21 protein-coding genes are annotated in these 20,475 nt (G+C 69.1%); 8 read left to right on the top strand and 13 right to left on the bottom strand.

The window, feature by feature from the left end; all coding sequences use genetic code 11:
- The first annotated feature begins 60 nt into the window (after positions 1-60).
- The gene (locus tag ACWDNU_RS06140) at positions 61-480 is read left to right on the top strand and encodes a pyridoxamine 5'-phosphate oxidase family protein (RefSeq protein WP_449667983.1); all 420 of its coding nucleotides are present in this window, start codon (positions 61-63) and stop codon (positions 478-480) included.
- A gap of 63 nt (positions 481-543) precedes the next feature.
- Here the strand turns inward: ACWDNU_RS06140 and purQ are convergent, their stop codons facing one another.
- Together purQ and purS are read right to left on the bottom strand one after the other, a co-directional pair.
- Positions 544-1,221, bottom strand: a complete 678-nt coding sequence (purQ, locus tag ACWDNU_RS06135) for a phosphoribosylformylglycinamidine synthase subunit PurQ (protein WP_354746019.1) — start codon at positions 1,219-1,221, stop codon at positions 544-546.
- Positions 1,218-1,457, bottom strand: coding sequence for a phosphoribosylformylglycinamidine synthase subunit PurS (purS, locus tag ACWDNU_RS06130; protein ID WP_037808692.1), 240 nt, complete (start codon positions 1,455-1,457; stop codon positions 1,218-1,220). The genes purQ and purS overlap by 4 nt, the downstream gene beginning before the upstream one ends.
- Before the next feature lie 93 nt (positions 1,458-1,550).
- Here purS and ACWDNU_RS06125 point away from each other — a divergent pair, with 93 nt between their 5' ends.
- The 3 genes from ACWDNU_RS06125 (at position 1,551) to ACWDNU_RS06115 (ending at position 4,907) form a co-directional block, all read left to right on the top strand.
- Positions 1,551-2,435, top strand: a complete 885-nt coding sequence (locus ACWDNU_RS06125) for a hypothetical protein (RefSeq protein WP_449667981.1) — start codon at positions 1,551-1,553, stop codon at positions 2,433-2,435.
- An 82-nt stretch (positions 2,436-2,517) separates the two neighbouring features.
- Entirely contained in the window at positions 2,518-4,098 is a 1,581-nt protein-coding gene (locus ACWDNU_RS06120; RefSeq protein WP_449667980.1) for a GMC family oxidoreductase, read from the top strand.
- A complete protein-coding gene (locus tag ACWDNU_RS06115) occupies positions 4,095-4,907 on the top strand; it encodes a class I SAM-dependent methyltransferase (protein ID WP_449667979.1) in 813 nt (270 codons plus the stop codon). Before ACWDNU_RS06120 ends, ACWDNU_RS06115 begins: the two co-directional genes overlap by 4 nt.
- Here ACWDNU_RS06115 and ACWDNU_RS06110 read toward each other — a convergent pair.
- Together ACWDNU_RS06110 and ACWDNU_RS06105 are read right to left on the bottom strand one after the other, a co-directional pair.
- Positions 4,904-6,088 (bottom strand): glycosyltransferase 87 family protein, encoded by a 1,185-nt coding sequence (locus tag ACWDNU_RS06110; protein WP_449667978.1) that lies wholly within the window; start codon positions 6,086-6,088, stop codon positions 4,904-4,906. The genes ACWDNU_RS06115 and ACWDNU_RS06110 overlap by 4 nt on opposite strands.
- 58 nt (positions 6,089-6,146) lie before the next feature.
- Positions 6,147-6,872, bottom strand: coding sequence for a helix-turn-helix domain-containing protein (locus tag ACWDNU_RS06105; RefSeq protein WP_449667977.1), 726 nt, complete (start codon positions 6,870-6,872; stop codon positions 6,147-6,149).
- 209 nt (positions 6,873-7,081) lie between these two features.
- Between ACWDNU_RS06105 and ACWDNU_RS06100 the strand changes: the two genes are divergently transcribed.
- Both ACWDNU_RS06100 and ACWDNU_RS06095 read left to right on the top strand, forming a co-directional pair.
- Positions 7,082-9,199 (top strand): DPP IV N-terminal domain-containing protein, encoded by a 2,118-nt coding sequence (locus ACWDNU_RS06100; RefSeq protein WP_449667976.1) that lies wholly within the window; start codon positions 7,082-7,084, stop codon positions 9,197-9,199.
- Positions 9,200-9,252: 53 nt separating this feature from the next.
- A complete protein-coding gene (locus tag ACWDNU_RS06095) occupies positions 9,253-9,672 on the top strand; it encodes a hypothetical protein (RefSeq protein WP_449667975.1) in 420 nt (139 codons plus the stop codon).
- On the opposite strand, the gene ACWDNU_RS06090 is transcribed toward ACWDNU_RS06095, so the two are convergent.
- A complete protein-coding gene (locus ACWDNU_RS06090) occupies positions 9,615-10,784 on the bottom strand; it encodes a lactate 2-monooxygenase (RefSeq protein ID WP_449667974.1) in 1,170 nt (389 codons plus the stop codon). The genes ACWDNU_RS06095 and ACWDNU_RS06090 overlap by 58 nt on opposite strands.
- Positions 10,785-10,793: 9 nt before the next feature.
- On the bottom strand, positions 10,794-12,290 hold the full coding sequence (locus ACWDNU_RS06085) for an aldehyde dehydrogenase family protein (RefSeq protein WP_370933189.1): 1,497 nt from the start codon (positions 12,288-12,290) through the stop codon (positions 10,794-10,796).
- 199 nt (positions 12,291-12,489) lie between these two features.
- Between ACWDNU_RS06085 and ACWDNU_RS06080 the strand changes: the two genes are divergently transcribed.
- Positions 12,490-13,125 (top strand): MBL fold metallo-hydrolase, encoded by a 636-nt coding sequence (locus tag ACWDNU_RS06080; protein ID WP_370933187.1) that lies wholly within the window; start codon positions 12,490-12,492, stop codon positions 13,123-13,125.
- Between the two features lie 2 nt (positions 13,126-13,127).
- Here ACWDNU_RS06080 and ACWDNU_RS06075 read toward each other — a convergent pair whose 3' ends face one another.
- The 6 genes from ACWDNU_RS06075 to ACWDNU_RS06050 form a co-directional block, all read right to left on the bottom strand.
- Positions 13,128-13,826, bottom strand: coding sequence for a DUF2334 domain-containing protein (locus tag ACWDNU_RS06075; protein ID WP_449667973.1), 699 nt, complete (start codon positions 13,824-13,826; stop codon positions 13,128-13,130).
- A 100-nt stretch (positions 13,827-13,926) separates the two neighbouring features.
- A complete protein-coding gene (locus ACWDNU_RS06070; RefSeq protein WP_449667972.1) occupies positions 13,927-14,790 on the bottom strand; it encodes a class I SAM-dependent methyltransferase in 864 nt (287 codons plus the stop codon).
- 143 nt (positions 14,791-14,933) lie between these two features.
- A complete protein-coding gene (locus ACWDNU_RS06065) occupies positions 14,934-15,410 on the bottom strand; it encodes an NADPH-dependent FMN reductase (protein ID WP_449668069.1) in 477 nt (158 codons plus the stop codon).
- Between the two features lie 621 nt (positions 15,411-16,031).
- Positions 16,032-16,868, bottom strand: a complete 837-nt coding sequence (locus ACWDNU_RS06060) for a patatin-like phospholipase family protein (protein ID WP_449667971.1) — start codon at positions 16,866-16,868, stop codon at positions 16,032-16,034.
- Between the two features lie 30 nt (positions 16,869-16,898).
- Positions 16,899-17,720: a helix-turn-helix domain-containing protein gene (locus tag ACWDNU_RS06055; RefSeq protein WP_370933178.1), complete on the bottom strand. Its 822-nt coding sequence runs from the start codon at positions 17,718-17,720 to the stop codon at positions 16,899-16,901.
- 74 nt (positions 17,721-17,794) lie between these two features.
- Positions 17,795-18,676: a phosphoribosylaminoimidazolesuccinocarboxamide synthase gene (locus ACWDNU_RS06050; RefSeq protein ID WP_449667970.1), complete on the bottom strand. Its 882-nt coding sequence runs from the start codon at positions 18,674-18,676 to the stop codon at positions 17,795-17,797.
- Between the two features lie 47 nt (positions 18,677-18,723).
- Between ACWDNU_RS06050 and ACWDNU_RS06045 the strand changes: the two genes are divergently transcribed.
- On the top strand, positions 18,724-19,518 hold the full coding sequence (locus ACWDNU_RS06045) for an SAM hydrolase/SAM-dependent halogenase family protein (protein ID WP_449667969.1): 795 nt from the start codon (positions 18,724-18,726) through the stop codon (positions 19,516-19,518).
- Here ACWDNU_RS06045 and ACWDNU_RS06040 read toward each other — a convergent pair.
- The gene (locus tag ACWDNU_RS06040; protein WP_449667968.1) at positions 19,401-20,288 is read right to left on the bottom strand and encodes an MOSC domain-containing protein; all 888 of its coding nucleotides are present in this window, start codon (positions 20,286-20,288) and stop codon (positions 19,401-19,403) included. The two genes, ACWDNU_RS06045 and ACWDNU_RS06040, sit on opposite strands and share 118 nt — an antisense overlap.
- Positions 20,289-20,475: the final 187 nt, after the last annotated feature.

Here is a 20,475-nt window from a genome sequence, read left to right as displayed (position 1 = left end):
CTGGGAGTCGGCGTTGGCTCCAGGCGGATCCTGATCTTTCTAGCCTGGGGGTGACGCCGGATGGCGGTCATGACGGTGGACGAACGAGAGAAATTCCTCGCCGAGAAGCGGGTGGGCGTGCTGTCGATCGGCCGGGAAGGCGCGGCCCCGCTCGCGGTGCCGGTTTGGTACGACTACGAGCCCGGCGGCGAATTGCTGATCTGGATGGACCGCGGGTCGGCGAAGGACCGGGCGATCGAGGCCTCGGGGAAGCTGAGCCTCACGGTGCAGCAGGAAACCCAGCCGTACAAGTACGTCACGGTGTCCGGTCCGGTCGTGGACCGGTCCTCGGCGCCGACCGAGGAGCAGGCGCTCGCGATCGCTTCGCGGTACGCGCCTGAGGCCGAGGCGCGGCAGTTCGTCGAGGGCTCGCTCAAGGAGACCTCGGTGCTGGTGCGGGTGCGCACCGAACGCTGGCTCTCCAGCGACCACAGCAAGTAAAAGCCGTGAGGGGAACCCTGAGGGAATCAGATTCCCTCAGGGTTCCCCTCACGTACCTTTGGCTCAGGCTTTCACGAGCGCGTCGACCGCGCTGTAGAACATGCCGAGACCGTCGTCGGACGGGCCGGTGAGCGCGTCGATCGCGTGCTCCGGGTGCGGCATGAGACCGACCACGCGGCCGTTCTCGCTGGTGACGCCCGCGATGTCGTTGCGGGAGCCGTTCGGGTTGCCGCCGACGTAGCGGAACGCCACCCGGCCCTCCGCCTCCAGCATGTCCACAGTGGACTGGTCGGCGACGTAGCAGCCGTCGTTGTTCTTGAGCGGAATCAGGATTTCCGCGCCCGCCTCGTAGCGCGAGGTCCACGCGGTGGCGTTGTTGTCCACGCGCAGCCACTGGTCGCGGCACACGAAGTGCAGGCCGACGTTGCGGATCATCGCGCCGGGCAGCAGGCCGGCCTCGCACAGGATCTGGAAGCCGTTGCAGATGCCGAGCACCGGCATGCCCTTGTGCGCGGCGTCGATGACCGAGGTCATCACCGGCGCGTAGCGGGCGATCACGCCGGCGCGCAGGTAGTCGCCGTAGGAGAAGCCGCCCGGGACGACGACCGCGTCGACGCCCTTCAGGTCGTCGTCGGCGTGCCAGAGCGAAACGGCCTCGGCGTCGGCGTAGCGGACCGCGCGGGCGGCGTCGCCGTCGTCGAGCGTGCCGGGGAAGGTGATGACGCCGATGCGGGCGCTCACGCCTCGACCCGCCGGATCGTCCACTGCTCGATCACCGGGTTGGCGAGGAAGCCCTCGGCCATCTTGGCCAGCGTCTCGTCATCGACGTCGTCGTCGACCTCGAGTTCGAAGTGCCGCCCCTGGCGCACGTCGGCGACCCCGGAGAAGCCCAGCCGCGGCAGCGCGCGCGCCACCGCCTGGCCCTGCGGGTCGAGGATCTCGGGTTTGGGCATGACGTCGACAACGACTCGAGCCACGGCTGGCTGCTCCTTATTTCTGCAGGTCGCGGGTGCGGTTGAAGCGTACTTCACTAGCCTGACCGGCAGACAGACCGGTATCGAGGGGGAGACATGAACCACCCGCCGCAAGGCCCGTACCCGCAGCAGGGTCCTTATCCGCCGCGCGGGCCGCAGCCTGGCCAGTATCAGCAGCCGTATCCGCCGCAGGGCCAGCCTTTCGGGCAATACCCTCAGCCGCCGAAGAAGAAGTCGAAGGCCGGGTTGTGGATCTCGCTCGGCGCGGCGGTCGTGGTGCTCGGCGGCGCGGTCGCGTTCACCGGCTGGGTGACCCCCGGCTTCTTCAAGGAGAAGCTGGACACGACGTCGCACGGGACGCCGGAGCAGGTGGCCCAGTCGGTCGCGAACTCGATCACCGAACAGACCGGGCTGGACCAGCTGTGGTGCAAGATCCGCTCGAAGCGGTCCTACCCCGCCGACGACTTCTTCCGGAGCGCGAAGGGCGAGGCCAAGATCAGCAACCCGGTGCATCCGACCGGCCCGCAGGAGCGTGCGGCCACGATCACCGCGGGCAACCTCGCCTACGGCATCGCGATCATCCCGGACGGCAACGGCTGGTGCGTGCGCGACGCCAAGTCCGACGGCGAACCGGCCCCGCTGGCCAGCCTGTCGACCGACCCGAAGCCGCGTCCCCAGGTGAAGGACGGCACGGACGCCGCGATGAAGTTCATCGACGCGGTCAACGCGCGCGACATCCCGGCGGCGCTGTCGGTGATGTGCCGGGACGCGCCGGACACCACCCGCGACGGCACCCAGCAGTGGATTTACGGCGAAACGAAGCTGACTGTGCGCAAAACGGACGTGCTGAAGACCGCGGGCCGGACCATCGTGCACGTCGACGCCAAGGTCGACGGCACCGCCAAGGAGGGCCGGGTGGAGACCGACGACCAGGCGGTGGACGGCGCGTGCGTCACCTCCTTCGACCCCACTTCTGACTGATCGGTTTTCCGGGGACTTGCGCGTAGCGTGACCTGCGCCATGATGTGTCGTTGACAGGGTGTCAACACCACCGGGAGGCAGCGTGCCAGAGCAGGACTCCTTCGACTACGTGATCGTCGGCGCGGGCAGCGCGGGCTGCGTGCTGGCGAACCGGCTGAGCGAGGACCCGTCCGCACGGGTGCTCCTGCTCGAGGCGGGCGGCGAGGACACCGCGGACGAGGTCCGGATCCCGGCGGCGTTCGCGTCGCTGTTCAAGACGAAGTGGGACTGGAACTACGAGACCGTCGAGCAGAAGCACACCGGCAAGAAGGAGTACTGGCCGCGCGGCCGGATGCTCGGCGGGTGCTCGTCGATCAACGCGATGATCTACATCCGCGGCAACCGCGCCGACTACGACGGCTGGCGCGATGCGCACGGAGCCACCGGCTGGGGCTGGGACGACGTGCTGCCCTACTTCAAGCGCGCCGAAGGCAACCAGCGCCTCGGCGGTCCGCTGCACGGCACGGACGGCCCGCTGAACGTCGAGGACCGGCGGTTCACGCACGAGCTGTCGCACGCGTGGGTGGACAGCGCCGTTTCGTGGGGGCTCAAGCACACCGATGACTTCAACGGCGAATCGCAGGAAGGGGCCGGGCTCTACCAGGTCACCTGCAAGCGCGGCCGCCGCTGGTCCACGGCGGACGCTTACCTGCGGCCCGCGTTGTCGCGGCCGAATCTCACGGTCCGGACGAACGCACAGGTCACGCGCGTGGTCTTCGAGGGCACCCGCGCGGTTGGCGTGTCCTATTCGGACAAAGGCGTGCCGACGACCGTCCGCGCGGACGCCGAGGTCCTGCTGTCCGGCGGCGCGATCAACTCGCCGCAACTGCTGATGCTTTCCGGCGTCGGGCCGGCCGAGCATCTGCGGGAACTGGGCATCGACGTGGTCGCCGCGCTGCCCGGCGTCGGCGACAATCTGCACGACCACCCGGCCGTCGGCGTGATCTGGTCGACGAAGGGCACCACCGACATCGCGGACTCCGCGACCCCGGCCGGGCTGGTGCGCTACCAGCTGACCAAACGCGGCCCGCTCGCGTCGAACATCGGCGAGGCGGGCGCGTTCTACTCGACCCGCGACGGCCTCGACGCGCCGGACATGCAGATCCACGTGGCCCCGACGTTGTTCTACGACAACGGAATGCGCGAACCGACCTGCCCTGGCTTCACGTCCGCGGCGACGCTGGTCGACGTCGCGAGCCGCGGCCGGCTCCGGCTGAAGTCGGCGAATCCGTTGTGGAAGCCGGAAATCGACCCGGCTTACTACGCGGAGTCGATCGACCTGGAGTCGATCAAGTCGGCGCTGCGGTCGCTGATCGAGATCGGCCGGTCGGGTCCGTTGGCGAAATTCCTGGACCGGCCGTTCCTTCCGGCGACGCACGAACTGTCGGATGAGGCGCTGACCGAGCATGTCCGGGAGAACACGCAAACGCTGTATCACCCCGTCGGCACGTGCGCGATGGGCAGCGGCGAGCACGCGGTGGTGGATCCGGATCTGAAGGTGCGCGGGGTTTCGGGGCTGCGGGTGGTGGACGCTTCGGTGATGCCGGTGGTGCCGCGCGGGAACACCAACGCGCCGACGATCATGGTGGCGGAGAAGGCGGCGGACCTGATCCGGGCTCGATGACCGATCTGTCGAACTGGCGGGATCTCCTTGCCGCCTGGGCGATTCCGGACACCGTGCACCCTCCGGAATCGCCGTGGGTCCTTCCGCGGGAGGTGTTTCTCCGGCGGGCCGACCGGCGGATCGCCGCGCCGATCGGGGCGACACACCGGTTGGCCGCCGAGGCATTGCAGGAGCCGGGCACGGTGCTCGACGTCGGCGCGGCGGCCGGGGCGGCGAGTCTGCCCCTGGTCGGCCGGTCGAACGTCACCGCGGTGACGGCGCTGGACACCGACGACGAGTTGCTCGCGGCGTTCGCCGAGCGGGCGGCGGGCATCGAGCATCGGCTGCTGTCCGGCAGGTGGCCTGAGCTCGCCGCGGACGCTGGGGTGGCGGATGTCGTCGTGTGCGGGAACGTGGTTTATAACGTCCCCGACCTGGCCCCGTTCGCTGCGGCGCTCACTGCGGCGGCGCGGCGACGGGTCGTGGTCGAGACCGCCGCGCGGCATCCGTTGACCGAGCTTAACCCGTTGTGGCAACGGTTTCACGGCATCGAGCGACCAACCGGGCCGACCGCCGAGGACTGTGTCGCGGCGCTCGCGGAAGTGGGGATCGAACCGGAAGTCGTGGCGTGGCAACGGCCGCCGGAGCCGGAGTACGCGGAGTTCTCGACGACGGTGGACGTCGTCCGGCGGCGGTTGTGCTTGCCTGCCGACGCGGCCGGGGAGGTCGAGCGAGCCTTGCTGGGCCTGGGCGTGGACCCGGAAATGCCACCAGATCTCGGGTCTTCCGGCCGGGATCTGGTGACGCTGGTTTGGCCCGGGTCCGCTTAACGGACGCGTTCGAGGGCTGGCACCCGGGCGGGCTGCAGCGTGAACAGGTGCCCGGCAAGGAAAACCAAGGCGAGAATGAGATAGGAGTCGCCGACGAGGTGCTGCCACGGGGTCCACGCGAGTTCTTTCATTCCGCTGGACGGCACAAGCGTGTGCGGCGCGGCGATGAACACCGCGACTCCCGCGATCAACGCGACGGCGGCTTGAGGTGTGCGAACCCGGGCGGCGAGGATGAGCACTGCGGGCACGATCCAAACCCAGTGGTGCGACCAGGAAATCGGCGACAGGACAAGCACGGCCGCCGCGTTGACGACGAAGGCGAGCGGTCCGTCGACGCGGCGCATGATGAGCACGGCGGCGACCAGGACGAACGCGGACAACGTCAGCCACAGCAGGTCGTGCGCGGGCGGCAGCAGAGCGAGGCGATTGAGTGCGCCTTCGATGGTCTGGTTGGTCGCGTAGGGAGAACCGCTGAAGCCGTCGGCGTTGGTGAGACCGCCGCCGAAGAAGTACTCCGCGGACGCGCGTGGGGCGACCAGGAAACCGAGGAGGGTGGCCGCGGCACCGGTGAAAAGGGCGTTTCGGGCGGCGCGGAAATCCTTGGTAAGCAAGAAGAACAGGAGGAAACCGGCGGGCGTGACCTTGATCGCGGCGGCCAAGCCGACCAGCACGCCGCGCGGCCAGCGAGGATTGGGTGCGAGGCAGTCGACAGCGACCAAGGCCATCAGGACGAGATTGATCTGTCCAAAAGAGAGCGTCGAGCGCACCGGTTCGAAGGCGAGCGCCGCGACGGTCAGCGCGGACGCGGTCGCTGCCGAGGTGCGGCGGCTCCAGCCCTGCCGCAGACGGCGGACCACGGCGTACAGGACAGCCCAAAGCGACGCGGCGGAGACGACGTCGAGCAGAACGGACGCGACGGACAACTTCGGGAACGCCAAGGCAGAGAAGAGAAACGCGGCGAACGGCGGGTAGATGAAGGGCAGCATGGACCCGGCCGTGGTGGTGGGCAGCGCACCGTAGAGGTCGCCGCCGTGGAGGACGGCGTCCGCGCCGAAACGGTAGACCTGCAGGTCAACCGGACTGACGCTGCTGATGAAGGCCGCTACCCCTGCGACGAGCGCGATCGCGCCGAGAGCGAGCAGCAAGGCGGAGATCCGCCCAGCTTTTCCGTGCCACCACATACGCCGGCCATTGTAACCACGCGGTCTGACGATCTTGACCCGGAATCGAACCTGGCGGCTATCGCGAGCGTTCTTCCCGGTAGGCGTGCAGAATTTCGCGCGCCTCGTCCGCGGAACGGCGGATGCTGTCCGCGACGACGTCGACAAACCGTGCGATGCCCTCCAACCGGACAGCCGCCTGCGTGTCCGGACCCAGCACCTCGACACCGCGCCGCGCGGTTTCCGCGAGACGGAGGTTGGCGCGGACGGTGGCCATGATCGATTCGTAGAACACGTCGTCGTCGACCAGGTAGCGCTCGCGGCGGCCCTCGTCGCGTTCCCGGCGGACCAAGCCCTGGTGTTCGAGGAACGCGATCGCCTTCGACACCGACGCGGGGCTGACCCGCAGGCGCCGGACGAGTTCGGCGGCGGTGAGCCCGCCGGAATCGGTGGTGTAGAGCGCGACCAGCAGCCGAGCGGTCATCTTCGGAAGCCCGGCGTCGGCGAAGACGGCGGCGAACGACTCCTCGTACTCGCGCACCGCCTCGGTGTCGCGTCCGCCCTCCGGCGGGACCGGTCGAGCGCGACGGACGGCCGACTGCCTGCTGCGGTGGGCGCGGTGCTCGGTGGCGTGCTGGGCGAGGTCGGCACGGTAGCCGGCCGGGCCGCCGTTGCGCAGTACCTCGCGCGTGACCGTCGAGGTGGGCCGGTCGAGCCCGCGCGCGATCTCCGCGTACGCGAGACCGTCGGCGAGCCCGCGCGCGATCTGGTGCCGTTCCTGCTGGGTGAGTCTGCCGCCGGGCATCGCGATCTCCTTCGTTCCTGGCCGGACGATAGCGTTGACGTTACCCCCATTGCAACACTCCCGTTGCGTTGACCTTAGTGCTCGTTGCAACGATGCACTGCCGTTCACCTGCATATATTCACTGAAAACGCAATAAGCGTGTTGATAGAATCTGGAAACGCAACGTAGCGTTTCTCGGATCAGAAACAACTGGGGGAAGGAACCCGAGCGTGCCCGCCACCGAGAACTACCAAACCGCCGAACTGCTCCTGCGCCGCCCCGCCCGCCCCGGCGAGCTGGTCGTCGGCGACCGTGTCCGTCCACAGTGGATCGACGGCGGCGCGCGGTTCTGGTACGCCGTGAACCACGGCGACAGCAAGCAGTTCTTCCTCGTCGACCCGGCCGCGGGCACCCGCACCCCGGACTTCGACCCGACAACGCTGCCTGCCGTGCCGCCTCCGGGCGCCCCGCTGGACGTGCCCTCGCCGGACGGCAAGGTCGCGGCGTCCCAGCGCGGCGCGGACCTCTGGGCGGTGTCCGGTGCCCGGGAATGGCCGCTGACCAGCGACGGCGCGCCCGGCTACCAGTACGGCACCAACCCGGAAAGCCTCGGCAACAGCACCCTGCTGCGGAAGTTCGGGCTGCCGCACCTGCCGCCCGCCGTGGCGTGGTCACCGGATTCGACGAAGGTGCTGACCCACCAGACGGACGAGCGCGAGGTTCGCGAGACGCATCTGCTCGAAGCCCGGCCCGCGGACGGCAGCGCGCCGGCGCTGCACACCCAGCGCTACCCGTACACCGGCGACGAGCACATGGCGCTGGCCGAACTGGTGGTGCTGGACGTCGCCACCGGCACGGTAGTCCGCGCGCAGGCTGAACCGCTGCTCGCGCCGATGATGTCGCCGGTGATGGCCAAGTGGGCGTGGTGGGCGGCGGACAGCTCGGCGGTGTACTTCCTCAGCCAGCCGCGCGATCGGCACACCCTCAGCCTGCACCGGATGGACCCGGTGACCGGCGAGGTCACCACGGTGCTCAGCGAAACGGGGCCGACCCGCGTCGAGCCCAACCAGTGGCTGTACGAGCCGCCAATCGTGCGCGTGCTGGAGAACGAGGTGCTGTGGTACTCGCAGCGCGACGACTGGGGCCACTTGTACCGCTACGACCTACACACCGGCGAGCTGCTGAACCAGGTCACGTCCGGGGATTGGGCGGTGCGGCAGATCCTGCACGTCGACGGGGAGACGGTGTACTTCGTCGCGTCCGGGCTGGTCGCGGAGGATCCGTACCGGCGCACGGTGTGCCGGATCGGCTTGGACGGCACCGGATTCGCCAAAGTGACCGACGATGCGCTGGACCACGTCGTCACGATGCCGGACAGCATGGCGTACTTCGTCGACTCGGCGTCCACTGTGGACACCCCGCCGGTGGCGACGGTCCGCGACTGGACCGGCCGCGTACTGGCCGAGCTGGAGCGGGCGGACATCACGAAGCTCGCCGCGACCGGCTGGACGCCGCCGGAACCGTTCTGCGTCAAGGCGGCCGACGGGGTTACCGACATCTACGGCGTACTGTACCGGCCGCACGGCTTCGACCCGGCGAAGAAGTACCCGGTCGTGGACAACATCTACCCCGGCCCGCAGGTCACCCGGACCTCGCCGTCCTTCGACCCGGGCGGCATGGGCCTGGACGCGGAACCCCTTGCCGCGCTTGGCTTTGTGGTGCTCGCCGTGGACGGACACGGTACGCCGGGCCGGAACAAGTCGTTCCACGACGCGTCTTACGGCAAGCTCGCCGACGCGGGCAGCCTGGACGACCACCTCGCGGCCATGCGGCAGCTCGCCGAGACGCGACCGTGGATGGATCTGGACCGCGTGGGCGCGTTCGGGCATTCCGGCGGCGGATTCGCGACTGTGCGGGCGATGTTGGACTACCCCGAAGTCTACCGGGTCGGCGTCGCGTTGTCCGGTTCGCACGACGCGCAGCACTTCAGCCTGGACTTCGTGGAGGCCTACGACGGCGCGGACAATCCGCAGGCGTGGGCGGCATCGTCCAATGTGGAGATCGCGGATCGGTTGGCGGGCAAGCTGTTGCTCGTGCACGGCGAGATGGACGACCGCGTGCATCCGGACAACACGCTCCGGCTGGCGGATCGGCTGATCGCGGCGAACAAGGACTTCGAGCTGCTCATCGTTCCCGGCGCCGAGCACGTGTTCATCGACTGCCTGTCCTACGTTCGCGCCCGCGGCTGGGATTTCCTGGTGCGCGAGCTGATGGGCGAGCAGCCGCCGGCGTACCGGCCCGCCCCGATCGTGCTCGACCCGGAGCTGCTCAGCGAGCTGTTCGCCTGACAGTTTGTCGACATTGCCCGTTTTTGTCGGACCCCGTCGCTACGGTTCCTGTCATGAGCACTTCCCTCTACTACGACGCGAGCCGGGCGACCGCGCTCACGCCGACCGAGACAGCAGCTATCGAACGCATCGTCACCGCCCGCCAGTCGTCTTTCCCTTACCCAGACGAGGAATCCCTCTACCTGTACGAGGAAGGCGGCAGCGAGCCGGACGAGATTGTGGCCGGGTCCACCAAAATCCCGTTCGATCCTGACCGGATGATGGCGGTGCTCGAACATGTGCTGGGCTCGGTGACCGAGTTGCGGCGCGCTCTTCCCGACGCGGAATGGCGCGTGCACCTCGACGATTTCGATCTGCCGTGGGATGAGAGCGAGGGTACTTCCTCCCCTCGTGACGCGGGCGGCCAGGCGCTGTCTCAGGCCTGGCCGACCCGCCGCAGCGCCTCGCGGGTGAGGTCCTTAAGCGTCGGATAACCGTCGACAGCCATGATCAAGTCAGCTTCAGCGAGCAAGGTACGCAGCACATGGACAACGCCGTCCTCACCAGCCAACGACAAGCCCCACGCATACGGGCGGCCGACGCCCACCGCGGTCGCGCCCAAAGCCAGCGCCTTCACCACGTCGGCTCCGGAGCGCACGCCGGAGTCGAACAGGACCGGCGTGCCGTTCGCGGCGTCGACCACTTCGGCCAGGCAGTCCAGCGCCGGGAGACCGCCGTTGGCCTGCCGCCCGCCGTGGTTCGAGCAGTAGATCCCGTCGACGCCGCCGTCGATGGCACGACGGGCGTCGTCGGGATGCTGAATGCCTTTCACCAGCAAGGGAAGCTTCGTCAGCGACCGCAGCCAGGGCAGGTCTTCCCAGGTGAGCGGGTTGCCGAAAAGCTGCGCCCACAGTCCGACGGCGGCCGCCGGGTCATCCTCCGGAGCCTTGCCGAGCCGCTTCCGGAACACCGGGTCGGTGAAGTAGTTGGCCAGGCAATGCCCGCGCAGCTGCGGGAAGTTCGCGGTCGACAGGTCGCGCGGACGCCATCCGGTGACCCAGGTGTCGAGCGTGACGACGATGCCGCGAAAACCCGCCGCCTCGGCGCGTTGCACGAGCGAGGCGGCGAGGTCGCGGTCGGTCGGCGTGTAGAGCTGGAAGAAGCCCGGGGTGTCGCCCAGTTCCGGGACGAGCGTTTCCATCGGGTCGACGCTCAGGGTCGAAGCGACCATCGGCACGCCCGTTCGCGCGCTGGCACGCGCGGTCGCGAGATCGCCGTGGCCGTCCTGCGCGCACAGGCCGATCACCCCGACCGGCGCCAGGAACAGCGGCGACGGCAGCTTCATCCCGAACAGGTCCACCGACAGGTCGCGTTCGTTCGCGCCGACGAACATCCGCGGGACGAGTCCCCAGCGCTCGAATGCCTCGACATTCCCGCGCTGGGTCCGCTCGTCGCCCGCCCCACCGGCCACATAGGACAGTACGGACGGCGGAAGCGCTTGTGCCGCACGCGCTTCCAGTTCCGCGTACGCCATCGGCAGGTCCGGGACGCGGCCGGAGAGCCCGGCGAAGTAGATCTCGTGCTGGAAATCGCCGAAGCCGGGCAACAGTTCTCCTCAGCGCTTGCCGTGCAGGACGGTGACCAGCTTGGCGACCAGCGCGTCCGTGGATTCCTTGCGGGAGAAGGACGTGAGCGTGAGCGGCGCGGTGAACCGCTGCCGGGCCACTGCCTTCGGACGGGCGAACTCGCGCAGCCCCTCCGGGCCGTGGATCCGGCCGAACCCGGAATCGCCGACGCCGCCGAAGGGCAGCGACGCGATGCCGGCGAACGACAGCGGCGCGTTCACCGAGGTCATGCCCGCGCGCAGCCGCGACGCCAGCTCGGCGCCGCGTGCCCGCGAGAACACCGTCGAGCCGAGGCCGTACTTGGTCGCGTTGGCCTTTTCGATCGCTTCGTCCATGTCGCGGACCCTGGCGATAGTGACGGTCGGGCCGAACGTCTCCTCGCGCACCGCCTCGGAGTCCTCCGGGACGTCGACCAGCACGGTCGGCTGCACGTAACGGTCGCCGACGCTCTCCACGCCGCCGACCAGCGCTTTCCCGCCGCGCTTCAGAGCGTCCTCGATGTGGCTGCGGATCACCGAGAGCTGCGAGGGCATGGTGATCGGGCCGTACTGCGCGTCCTCGTCCGAACCCGCGCGCACGTTCTTCGCCTTCTCGACGACCCGCGCCACGAACTCGTCGGCAACGCGTTCGTGCACGTAGACCCGCTCGACGCCGATGCAGGTCTGGCCGGAGTTGGAGAACGCGCCCCAGACGGTGGCATCAGCCGCCGCTTCGAGGTCCGCGTCCGTGTCGACCAGCAGCGCGTCCTTGCCGCCCGCCTCGATCACGACCGGGGTGAGCGTGTTCGCGGCGGCGGCCATGATCTTCTTGCCGGTGGCCGCGGAGCCGGTGAACGCGATCTTGTCCACGCCGGAGCCGACCAGCGCGGCCCCGGTCTCGCCGAAGCCGGTGATCAGCTGCAGCACCGGCTGCTCGGGCACGATCTCGGCGAACGCGTCGACCAGCCATTTCCCGACGCCGGGGGTGTACTCGCTGGGCTTGAAAACGACGGCGTTGCCCGCGGCCAGCGCGTAGGCGATGGAGCCGAGCGGCGTGAACACCGGGTAGTTCCAGGGCCCGATCACGCCGACGACGCCGAGCGGGAGGTACTCCACGGTCGCGGCCTGGTTGGCCATCAGCAGGCCGGACGAGCGGCGGTGCTTGCCGAGCACCTTGCGGGCGTTCTTCGCCGCCCACGCGATGTGCTCGATCGCCAGCACGCTCTCGAGCTGGGCGTCCGCGACCGGCTTGCCGGTTTCGTCCCGCACGACCTGGCACAGCTGCGGCAGCCGCCGGGTGAGCACGCCCTTCCAACGCTGCAGCCGCTCCGCGCGACCGGCGAAGCCGAGGCCGTCCCACCAGCGCGCGGCCGCCCTCGCCCGCTCGACGGCGGCGCTGACCTGCTCGGCCGTGTGCACCGGGTAGGTCCCGACGACCTCGTCGGTGGCCGGGCTGAGCGAATCGAACGTCTCGCCGACGGGCGTCGGCTTCGGCTGGACCGCGGTCATCGGCGTTCTCCCCGTCTCGGTGAACCCCCAGGCTACGAGGTTGCTGACACTCTGCCAACAGTTGCCCGGGCTTCCCGCCAGCATGTCATCCGAGGGCAGGCGCGGAAAGTCCTCCGACCGGGAGTCCTCGCTGGCCGCCCTCGTGGCCAGGCCCGCGGCGTAGGGTTGAACCGACCGATCTTGGTAAGGAGAAAACCTGATGCGGATCGTCCATTTCGGACATTCCTGCGTACTGCTCGAGACCGCCGCGGAGCGGATTCTGCTCGACCCGGGCACGTTCTCCACCGGCTTCGAGGCCGAGCGCGAACTGTCCGCGGTGCTGATCACCCACCAGCACTTCGACCACCTCGACGTCGAGCGACTGCCCGGCCTGCTCAAGGCGAACCCGGACGCGAAGCTGATCGTCGACCCCGGTTCGGCCGAGGCGATCGAGAAGCTGCACCTGGAGTTCGAGGTCGCGCGCCCCGGCGACGCGTTCGAGTTCGGCGGCACCTCGGTGTCGGTCGTCGGCGGCGAGCACGCGGTGATCCACGCCGACATCCCGGTGATCCCGAACATCGGCTACCTCGTCGACCACGGCGCGTTCTACCACCCGGGCGACTCGTTCTTCGTGCCCGAGCAGAAGGTCGACGTGCTCGGCCTGCCCACCGGAGCGCCATGGCTGAAGGCCGGCGAAGCGGTGGACTTCCTGCGCGCGGTCGCCCCGCGCCGCTCGGTGCCGATCCACGAGGCCGTGCTGGCCAACCCGGCGATGCACTACGGGCTGTTCCAGAACCTCGCCCCGGAGGGCACCGAGGTGCAGGTGCTGGAACGAGGCGTCGCGACGGAGGTCTAGGTCTACGCGGGCGCGGTGTGGCGCAGGGAGCCGTAGGTGCTCCCGAAGGCCCGGTTTTCGAGGGCGACGTCCACCGCGTCCAGCAACGCCTGCCGCAAGCCGGGGCGACTGAGGTCGGCGGCGTCAATGCCAAGCCGCACCAACCCGCCTCGGCGCGCGGCCCGGGCGGAGGCCAGTACGAGCGCGAAGCAGCGGACAGTCTCCGTACGGTGCGACTGACTCGTGAAGTCCTGCACCCGCGCGCGCCGGATCTCGCCGGTCACCAGGTCCCGGACGGCGTTCTGGTCGGCACAGAGCGCGAAGCCGTGCTCCCGCAACGCCTGCACCGTGCCAGGCGACGCGAGCCACCGCGGCGGCGCGAAGCCGTCGACAGTCACGCCAGTCGCGTCGAGAGCCGCCTTCGCAGCGATGAGCCTCAACCGCGCTTCGTGCGCAGGCAGCACGGCGAACTCGGCCTTGCGCCCCAGGTGCACGGCACGATGCGTCGGCGGGATGCGGTGGTCGTAGCCGTTGAGCAGCACCGAGTCGCCTGCCGCCGCGCGCGTGCGGACCCAGGCCGTAACGGGCCCGTCCTCCGTACGCGCGACGTGCAGAATCGACAGCGGGACGTGCCGACGTTCGAGTTCGGCCGCCAGATGCGCACAACGGTGCAGCGTGCGCGTGGTGACCCCGGACAGCGAGACCAGCAGGCGAGCATCCACGCCACCATTGCGCCGGAGCCGTGTGGCGACCGCCTGACCACACCGTGAACTACGAGTGAGACTTACGCGGCGGACAGTCACCGCCCGGTATGCGTGCTGTTTATGCAGCAGTCTTGCGGCAGTGCCAAATGAGCATCGAGGGTACGTCCTTCGCTGCCGCAGCCAGCGCTTCCGGGATCAGCCCGTTGAGCGACCACGGCCAGAGATCCCACGGCCCACCACCCGGAACCTGCCGCGGCTCGGTATGCGCGGGCGTCGGCTCCTGACAACTCACCGGCGCGAAACCCGCGGCGAGAAACGCGCGCAGATAGTCACCGACGCGATGGTGATACGTGCGCACCCTCGCTGGCGCACCGTCGGCCGCGCGTACGGACGGAATCGACCCACGCTGGACCTGCTCGGGATGCACGTCGGACAGGAGGAGGTGCCCACCCGGAGCGAGAACCCGCGCGAACTCGGCGATCACCGGCGTTAGGTCCGGCACATGCGACAACGCGAGGCCACAAAGCACCAGATCCTGCGAACCGTCGTCGACCGGGAGTTCGTGCAGGTCAGCGACGAGCGTCGAGTCAGCCTTGGCGTGGCTGAGCATCTCGGCGGACCCATCGACGGCGACGACGTGGTGACCACGTTCGACCAGGAGCCGGGTGAGACGCCCAGTGCCGCAAGCAGCGTCGAGCGCGCGACCGGGCGGGATGGTGTCGAGGATCTTGGTGAGATGGGGTTCGTCGGCGAAGGCAGCGTTCTCGCCGGAGTCATACGCGGCGGCCCACCGAGCGTAACCATCTCGCGGGGCGAGCTGAGTTACCTCGACACCTTCATCCAGGTCTCCGTCGGCTAGGAGCGCGCGGATTTCCGCGAGGCGCGCTTCAACGAACTCGCGATCGTGCTCGCCGGTGAACGCGCGGAGCAACGCGGCTCCTTCGATGCCGATGAGGTAGGCGAGGGGATGCTCGTAGCTCACCCTTGTGGACGCTAACCGGGCAAATGCCGCAGGGCCACCGATTTTCGCGCTCGCCTGCCCTGCCATGGCCCGGACTGTCGCTGTTCCCCTGGGGAAGGCCCACCGTGGCGACCGGGGCCGCTTTCACGACTGGGCTCAGCAACTCACGGATTGCCCGGTTTGGCTGCCTCCACGAGCCGCCGCACCGCGACCGCGACGCGCCCGCGCAGGTCGGGATCGATGAGGGCCCCGTTCTCGACTGCCTGGCGAGGAATGGGAATCCGCGCACAAGCGTCGTCGACGATGCGGGTGCCCGCGTAGGTGAGCGTCTTGCGGAGGGACTCGTGCGCGTCCGCACCGCCGGTCGGCGCGGCGACCGAAGACGCGTTGATCCACGCGACAGGCTTCCCGTACATCTCACCGCCGCCGATAGTCCAGTCGAGCAGATTCTTGAACGACCCCGGCAGGCCGCCGGCGTACTCCGGGGTGCAGAACAGGACGCCATCCGCCGCCCCGACCGCCTCCCGCAACGCCGCGACTTCGTCCGGCAACGGATCCCGATCGAGATCAGGATTGAAGTGCGGCAGCCCGTCGAGCCCACCGTACACAGTGGACGGAGCAAACCCAGCCGCGGTCGCGATGACAGCCGCATTGACCGAACCGGCCCGCAGACTGCCGCTGATGAGCAGAATCACGAAGCCCAGTGTGCCAGCGCGGACGGTTCGGCGGGGTTGCCTTTTTCGGCAGGTGCCGAACGTTCACCCACTGCGACCGCGCGAACGCAATCGCCGCACGACAAGCTCCGGCGGCGGGTGCCTCAGGCCGAGCCCGCTTCGGGGCGCGCCAAACTGCGCAGAGGCTTGGCGGTGGATGGGCACGAAGGATCGGATTCCAGCCGAGCGCAGGTCCTGAAACAGCCGGATCCAGACCGCGACCAGACCCGCGCCGGAGCAGCCGCACAGCATGCCAAGACCACGGTCGTCCCGGGCCAGAACAGTCACGCAGCCCACCAAAACCACGGCCACCCCGCGCCGGAACTGGCGCACATGCCAAGACCACGGTCGCCCCGTGCCAGAGCGACCTCGCAGTCCACCAAAACCACGGCGATCCCGCGCCGGAGCAGCTGCGCAGCATGCCAAGTCCAGGGTCGTCCTGCGGCAGAGCAACCCCGCAGCCCACCAAAACCACGGCGATCCTGCGCCGGAACTGGCACGCAGCCCGCCGAGGCGACGATCACCCGCGAGCCGCCAGGTGCATCAACCTCACTCCCACACCACCCCTCCCCGTTGCCCCTGTGCCAATCCAGCCGCCGCGGCGGCAGCGCGGGTTCCTGGGTCCAGTGGGTTCGGGCCGATCGCCGCGATCGATGTCTCGTCCGGTTCCAGAACCGCCACCTTGGCGCCTGCCTCGCGGAGGTCTGCCAGCACCTGTTCGAGCGGACGTTCCGTCGGGAAGGGCTCCGCCGCACCCATCGGAACCACCACTGTCACCTGAGCAGAACCTGTTGCGTAGTCGGCATTCGCGGAGGAACGGACGCCGCCGTCGACATAGCGCTTGCCGTTGATCGGCACCACCGGCCAGATGCCGGGCACCGCACAGCTTGCCTCTACCGCGACGACCAACGGGACGCCGGACGCGCGGTCGAACACCATCGGCTCACCGGTTTCCGCTTCCACCGCAACGATTTTCACCGCACGCTCGGGCCAATCGTGGGACGGCAGGCGGGATTCGATCACCGCGCGTCGTCGCGGTTCCGGGACGGTTTCCGCGGCCAGGGCGAGCTTTCCCATCTCCCGGCGGATTTCCGCCGCGGTGCTGCCGTCGGCCAGCACCGCGGCGAAATCCTCGCCGAACTTTTCCGGGTCGAACTCGGCCGCGATCTCCGCCGCTTGCAAGGACGGGTCGGTCTGCCGCGCGTACAGCTGCGGCAACGGCAATCCGCTGCCCAGCTGCGCCGCCACGGCCGCGCCCGCCGACGTGCCGATCAGCACGTCGGCTCCGGTGACGTCCTGGCCCGCTTCCGCTAGCCCGGCCAGCAATCCGGTCGTCCACGCGATCCCGGCGACGCCACCGCCGCCCAACACCAAAGCTCGGCTCATGCCGCTCCTTTCACCGGTACCCACTCTGCCCTACGGCACCGACAATTTCCGGAGCGCCGACTCAAGCAGGGCGTCCGTCTCGGGAATCGGCAAGGCCAGCTCCAGCAACGTTTCCGCCACCTCGCGGTACTTCGCCACCCGCGCGGGACTCGAACTGCTCGCGCTCTCCCGCAGCAACCGCTCGTGGACGATCGACGGCAGGTCCGCGAAATCGAAAATCGTGAACCCCCTGCCCAGATCGGGGTGCCGGTCCGCCGGGACCACTCGCACCTCGGCCTTGCCTTCCGCCAACCGCTCGCGCAGGTACCGCAGCTGCTCCGCCATCGCGTCCGCGCCGCCGATCCTCTTGTGCAGCGCCGTTTCCCCCAGCACCAGCACACACCGCGCGCCCGAATCGAGCACCGCTCGCCGCGACAGCCTCTCGGCTACCCGCGCCTCCACTTCGTCCGCGACAGCGCCCGAAGCACTCGACAGCAACGCTCGCGCGTACCCGCTCGTCTGCAACAACGGCGGCACCACCTCCGGCTCCCAGCCGAACACCGCGTCCGCCGTGCGCTCCCACTCCAGGTACGGCTCTTCTCCGCCGCCGTCTATCCAGTCCTGCTCTCGCGCTCCTCGCGCCATCTCCACTATTCGCCTGCGGTCCGGCCCGATCACCCTGCAGTGCGCCAGTACCGCTCCGATGTCCTCCGGCTTCGGCAGCCGCAGTCCTCTTTCCCAATTCGTCACGAAACCAGGCGTCATCCCCAGCAACCGGGCCAACTCTCTTACGCCCAGTCTTCTTCTCTCCCGCGCCGCGCGTAACTCCAGGCCCAATGCCCTCGCGCGCGGTGTTGCGTACGGTGTGGTCATGGTTGCAGTGTGTCAGGGGGTGCCGACAGTTTTCGGGGTTCTCTCCCCCCTGGCCCTTCGCTCTTTCCCCTGTCCTACAGCCACTCCTCCAGCGACAACCCCGTCATCCTCTCGTACGCCTCCACGTACCTTCCCCTCGTCGCCTCCACCACTTCACCCGGCAACGGCGGCGGCTGCACGTTCGACGCCCTGTCCCAGCCCGACTCCGGCCCCGTCAGCCAATTGCGCACGTACTGCTTGTCGAACGACGGCTGCACCCTTCCCGGCTCGTACCCCTCCGCCGGCCAGTACCGCGACGAATCCGGCGTCAGCACTTCGTCCGCCAGCACCAGCGCGCCCGTCTCGTCCACGCCGAACTCGAACTTCGTGTCCGCCAGCAGGATTCCGCGCTTCGCCGCCACTTCCGCGCCACGGCGGTACACCGCGAGCGTCGCCTCGCGTAGCTCCTCCGCGCGCTTCGCACCGATAGTCGCGACCACTGCGTCGAACGAAACGTTCTCGTCGTGCTCGCCGAACGCCGCCTTCGTCGCGGGCGTGAAGATCGGTGACGGCAGCTTCGAAGCCTCCACGAGACCCTCAGGCAGCTCTACGCCGCACACTGCGCCCGTACGCTGGTAGTCCGAGTAGCCGGAGCCCGTTAGGTACCCGCGCGCGACAGCTTCGACCGGGAGCATGTCGAGACGGCGTACAAGCAGCGCGCGTCCGCGTACCTCGGCAGGGATGCGCGGGTCGTCGTACGCGACAAGGTGGTTCGGGACCAGGTCCGACAGCTGCTCGAACCAGAACACGCTCATCGCCGTGAGCACGCGGCCCTTGTCGGGGATAGGCGTGTCCAGGATGAAGTCGTAGGCGGAGATGCGGTCCGAGGTGACCAGCAGCAGGTGGTCGTCTCCCACCGCGTACAGGTCCCGGACTTTTCCAGCGGCGATCTTCGGGTAATCGGCGAGCGTCGTCACTGCTGCACCCTAACCCGACGGCCGTCACTACGAGGATGATGCAGGTCATGGCCTACCGCTGGATCTCGTTCACTTCCGACTACGGGCTGCACGACGGCTTCGTGGCCGCCTGCCACGGGGTCATCGCCGGCATCGCGCCCGACGTACGCGTTCTCGACGTGACTCACCTCGTACCACCGCAGCAGGTGCGCTCAGGCGCGGCAGTGCTCGCGCAGACCGTGCCGTCGCTGCCTAAGGCCGTGCACCTCGCTGTCGTCGACCCAGGCGTCGGTACAGAGCGTCGCGGCATCGTGGTGGTCGCGACGCACGGCATCTTGGTCGGCCCGGACAACGGTCTGCTGCTGCCCGCCGCAGAGGCGCTAGGCGGCGTGTACGCGGCGTACGTCATCGACGTGCGCACGCCGACGTCCGCGACCTTTCACGGCCGAGACATCTTCGCCCCAGTTGCCGCGAAGCTCGCTCTCGGCGCGCACCCTGGTTCCTTCGGGCCCGCTATCCGCGACCTGGTCCGACTGCCGGAACCGATGGTCGCCGCGTTCCCGGGCAAGCTGGTCTCGGACGTGCTGACCGTCGACCACTTCGGCAACGTCCAGCTCGCCGCCACCCCCGCTGACCTCGATCTAACCGGGTTGACCGGTGAGGTGACGGTGCACAGCGAGCACGTCGCGGTGTCCGCCGCGATCGGCCGGACCTTCGCCGACGTACCCCGCGGCGCGAACCTCGTCTACGCCGACTCGGCGGGCAAGCTGGCCGTCGCGGTCAACGGCGGCTCGGCGGCCTCGGTGCTGCGGATCGGGCCGGCCGAGGAATGCACCATCACCGCGTCGCCGACCGCCAGCTGACCGGGCCGGGTCACCGCCGCCTTCATGCCGAAGAGGACGCCGCCGTCGGGATCGCGGTGGTACGCGGCGAGCGAGCGAATCGGCTCTGGGCCGGAGCGCTTGCCGGTTTCCTGGTCGACCATCGGCACCGCGCACCGGACGCACAGCTTCGCGTAGGCGAACTCGGCCCCGCCGGCTTCCATCCGCCGGACCGAGTCCTCGGCGTGCGGTTCCACCCAGCCGCGGATCACGAGGTTCGGCCGGAAGCGGTCCATCGGCACGGGTTCGGCGCCGCGTTCGGCGATCCGTTCGTTCAGGTGGTCCAAAGAGGACTCGGAGATCACGAGGATCGCGTGCCCGTCGGCGAACCTCGCGGTGCCGGGAGTTTCGCCGCTCGTCACTCGGTCGTGTTCGGGTGTGACGCCGAGGAGCACGGACGGCTGGCCGACGACAGTGGAGAACCACTCGGCGGCGTCGGTGCCCTGGTGGACGCCCTCGCCGGTCCAGTTGAAGGTGGCGGCGGGGTGTCGTTGGCCGTCCTTTTGGACCTCAATGGTCAGGTCTTCGATCCCCGGCGCGGACAGGGCGAGGCGGGTGCCGTCGTCCAGGACGCGGGGTCGGATGGCGGCCATGATCGGGTAGCGGCGCTGGCTGCGGAAGGTGCCGTCAGGGGCGGTGACGATGAATTCGCGGTCGTGCGCGAGACCGGCGAGGGTGACGTCGGCGGACTGGACTGTCGTGCCGGCGCAGCCTTTGACCGGGTAATACGTGAGCTGCGAGATCGTCCCCATGAGGTTCACGGTACCTGTTCGTCCGAAGGGGAGTGGGCGTCGCAGCCATCCGCGAGACGGGTTGTGCGACTCCGCTCTGGCGAAGGGTACGGCGCACCGGGCGGCCGATCGGCGCGCGGACTCCCTCGGACTCACCGGCCCGGATCACCGCGTGAGTCACGTCGTCCGAACACTCCGTTGGCCCGTA

The organism is Amycolatopsis sp. NPDC003676 (assembly GCF_053587275.1).
Note: the sequence above shows the minus strand (reverse complement) of the source record. Positions and strands in the feature narration are given on the sequence as shown.

Excerpts from the sequence above, each read along its gene's own strand:
- ACWDNU_RS06105 (WP_449667977.1), bottom strand. The coding sequence starts at position 6,872 with ATGCCCGGCGGCAGACTCACCCAGCAGGAACGGCACCAGATCGCGCGC.
- ACWDNU_RS06085 (WP_370933189.1), bottom strand. The coding sequence starts at position 12,290 with ATGACCGCGGTCCAGCCGAAGCCGACGCCCGTCGGCGAGACGTTCGAT.
- ACWDNU_RS06115 (WP_449667979.1), top strand. The coding sequence starts at position 4,095 with ATGACCGATCTGTCGAACTGGCGGGATCTCCTTGCCGCCTGGGCGATT.
- ACWDNU_RS06140 (WP_449667983.1), top strand. The coding sequence starts at position 61 with ATGGCGGTCATGACGGTGGACGAACGAGAGAAATTCCTCGCCGAGAAG.
- ACWDNU_RS06055 (WP_370933178.1), bottom strand. The coding sequence starts at position 17,720 with ATGACCACACCGTACGCAACACCGCGCGCGAGGGCATTGGGCCTGGAG.
- ACWDNU_RS06095 (WP_449667975.1), top strand. The coding sequence starts at position 9,253 with ATGAGCACTTCCCTCTACTACGACGCGAGCCGGGCGACCGCGCTCACG.
- ACWDNU_RS06045 (WP_449667969.1), top strand. The coding sequence starts at position 18,724 with ATGGCCTACCGCTGGATCTCGTTCACTTCCGACTACGGGCTGCACGAC.
- ACWDNU_RS06060 (WP_449667971.1), bottom strand. The coding sequence starts at position 16,868 with ATGAGCCGAGCTTTGGTGTTGGGCGGCGGTGGCGTCGCCGGGATCGCG.
- ACWDNU_RS06080 (WP_370933187.1), top strand. The coding sequence starts at position 12,490 with ATGCGGATCGTCCATTTCGGACATTCCTGCGTACTGCTCGAGACCGCC.
- ACWDNU_RS06110 (WP_449667978.1), bottom strand. The coding sequence starts at position 6,088 with ATGTGGTGGCACGGAAAAGCTGGGCGGATCTCCGCCTTGCTGCTCGCT.
- ACWDNU_RS06040 (WP_449667968.1), bottom strand. The coding sequence starts at position 20,288 with ATGGGGACGATCTCGCAGCTCACGTATTACCCGGTCAAAGGCTGCGCC.
- ACWDNU_RS06125 (WP_449667981.1), top strand. The coding sequence starts at position 1,551 with ATGAACCACCCGCCGCAAGGCCCGTACCCGCAGCAGGGTCCTTATCCG.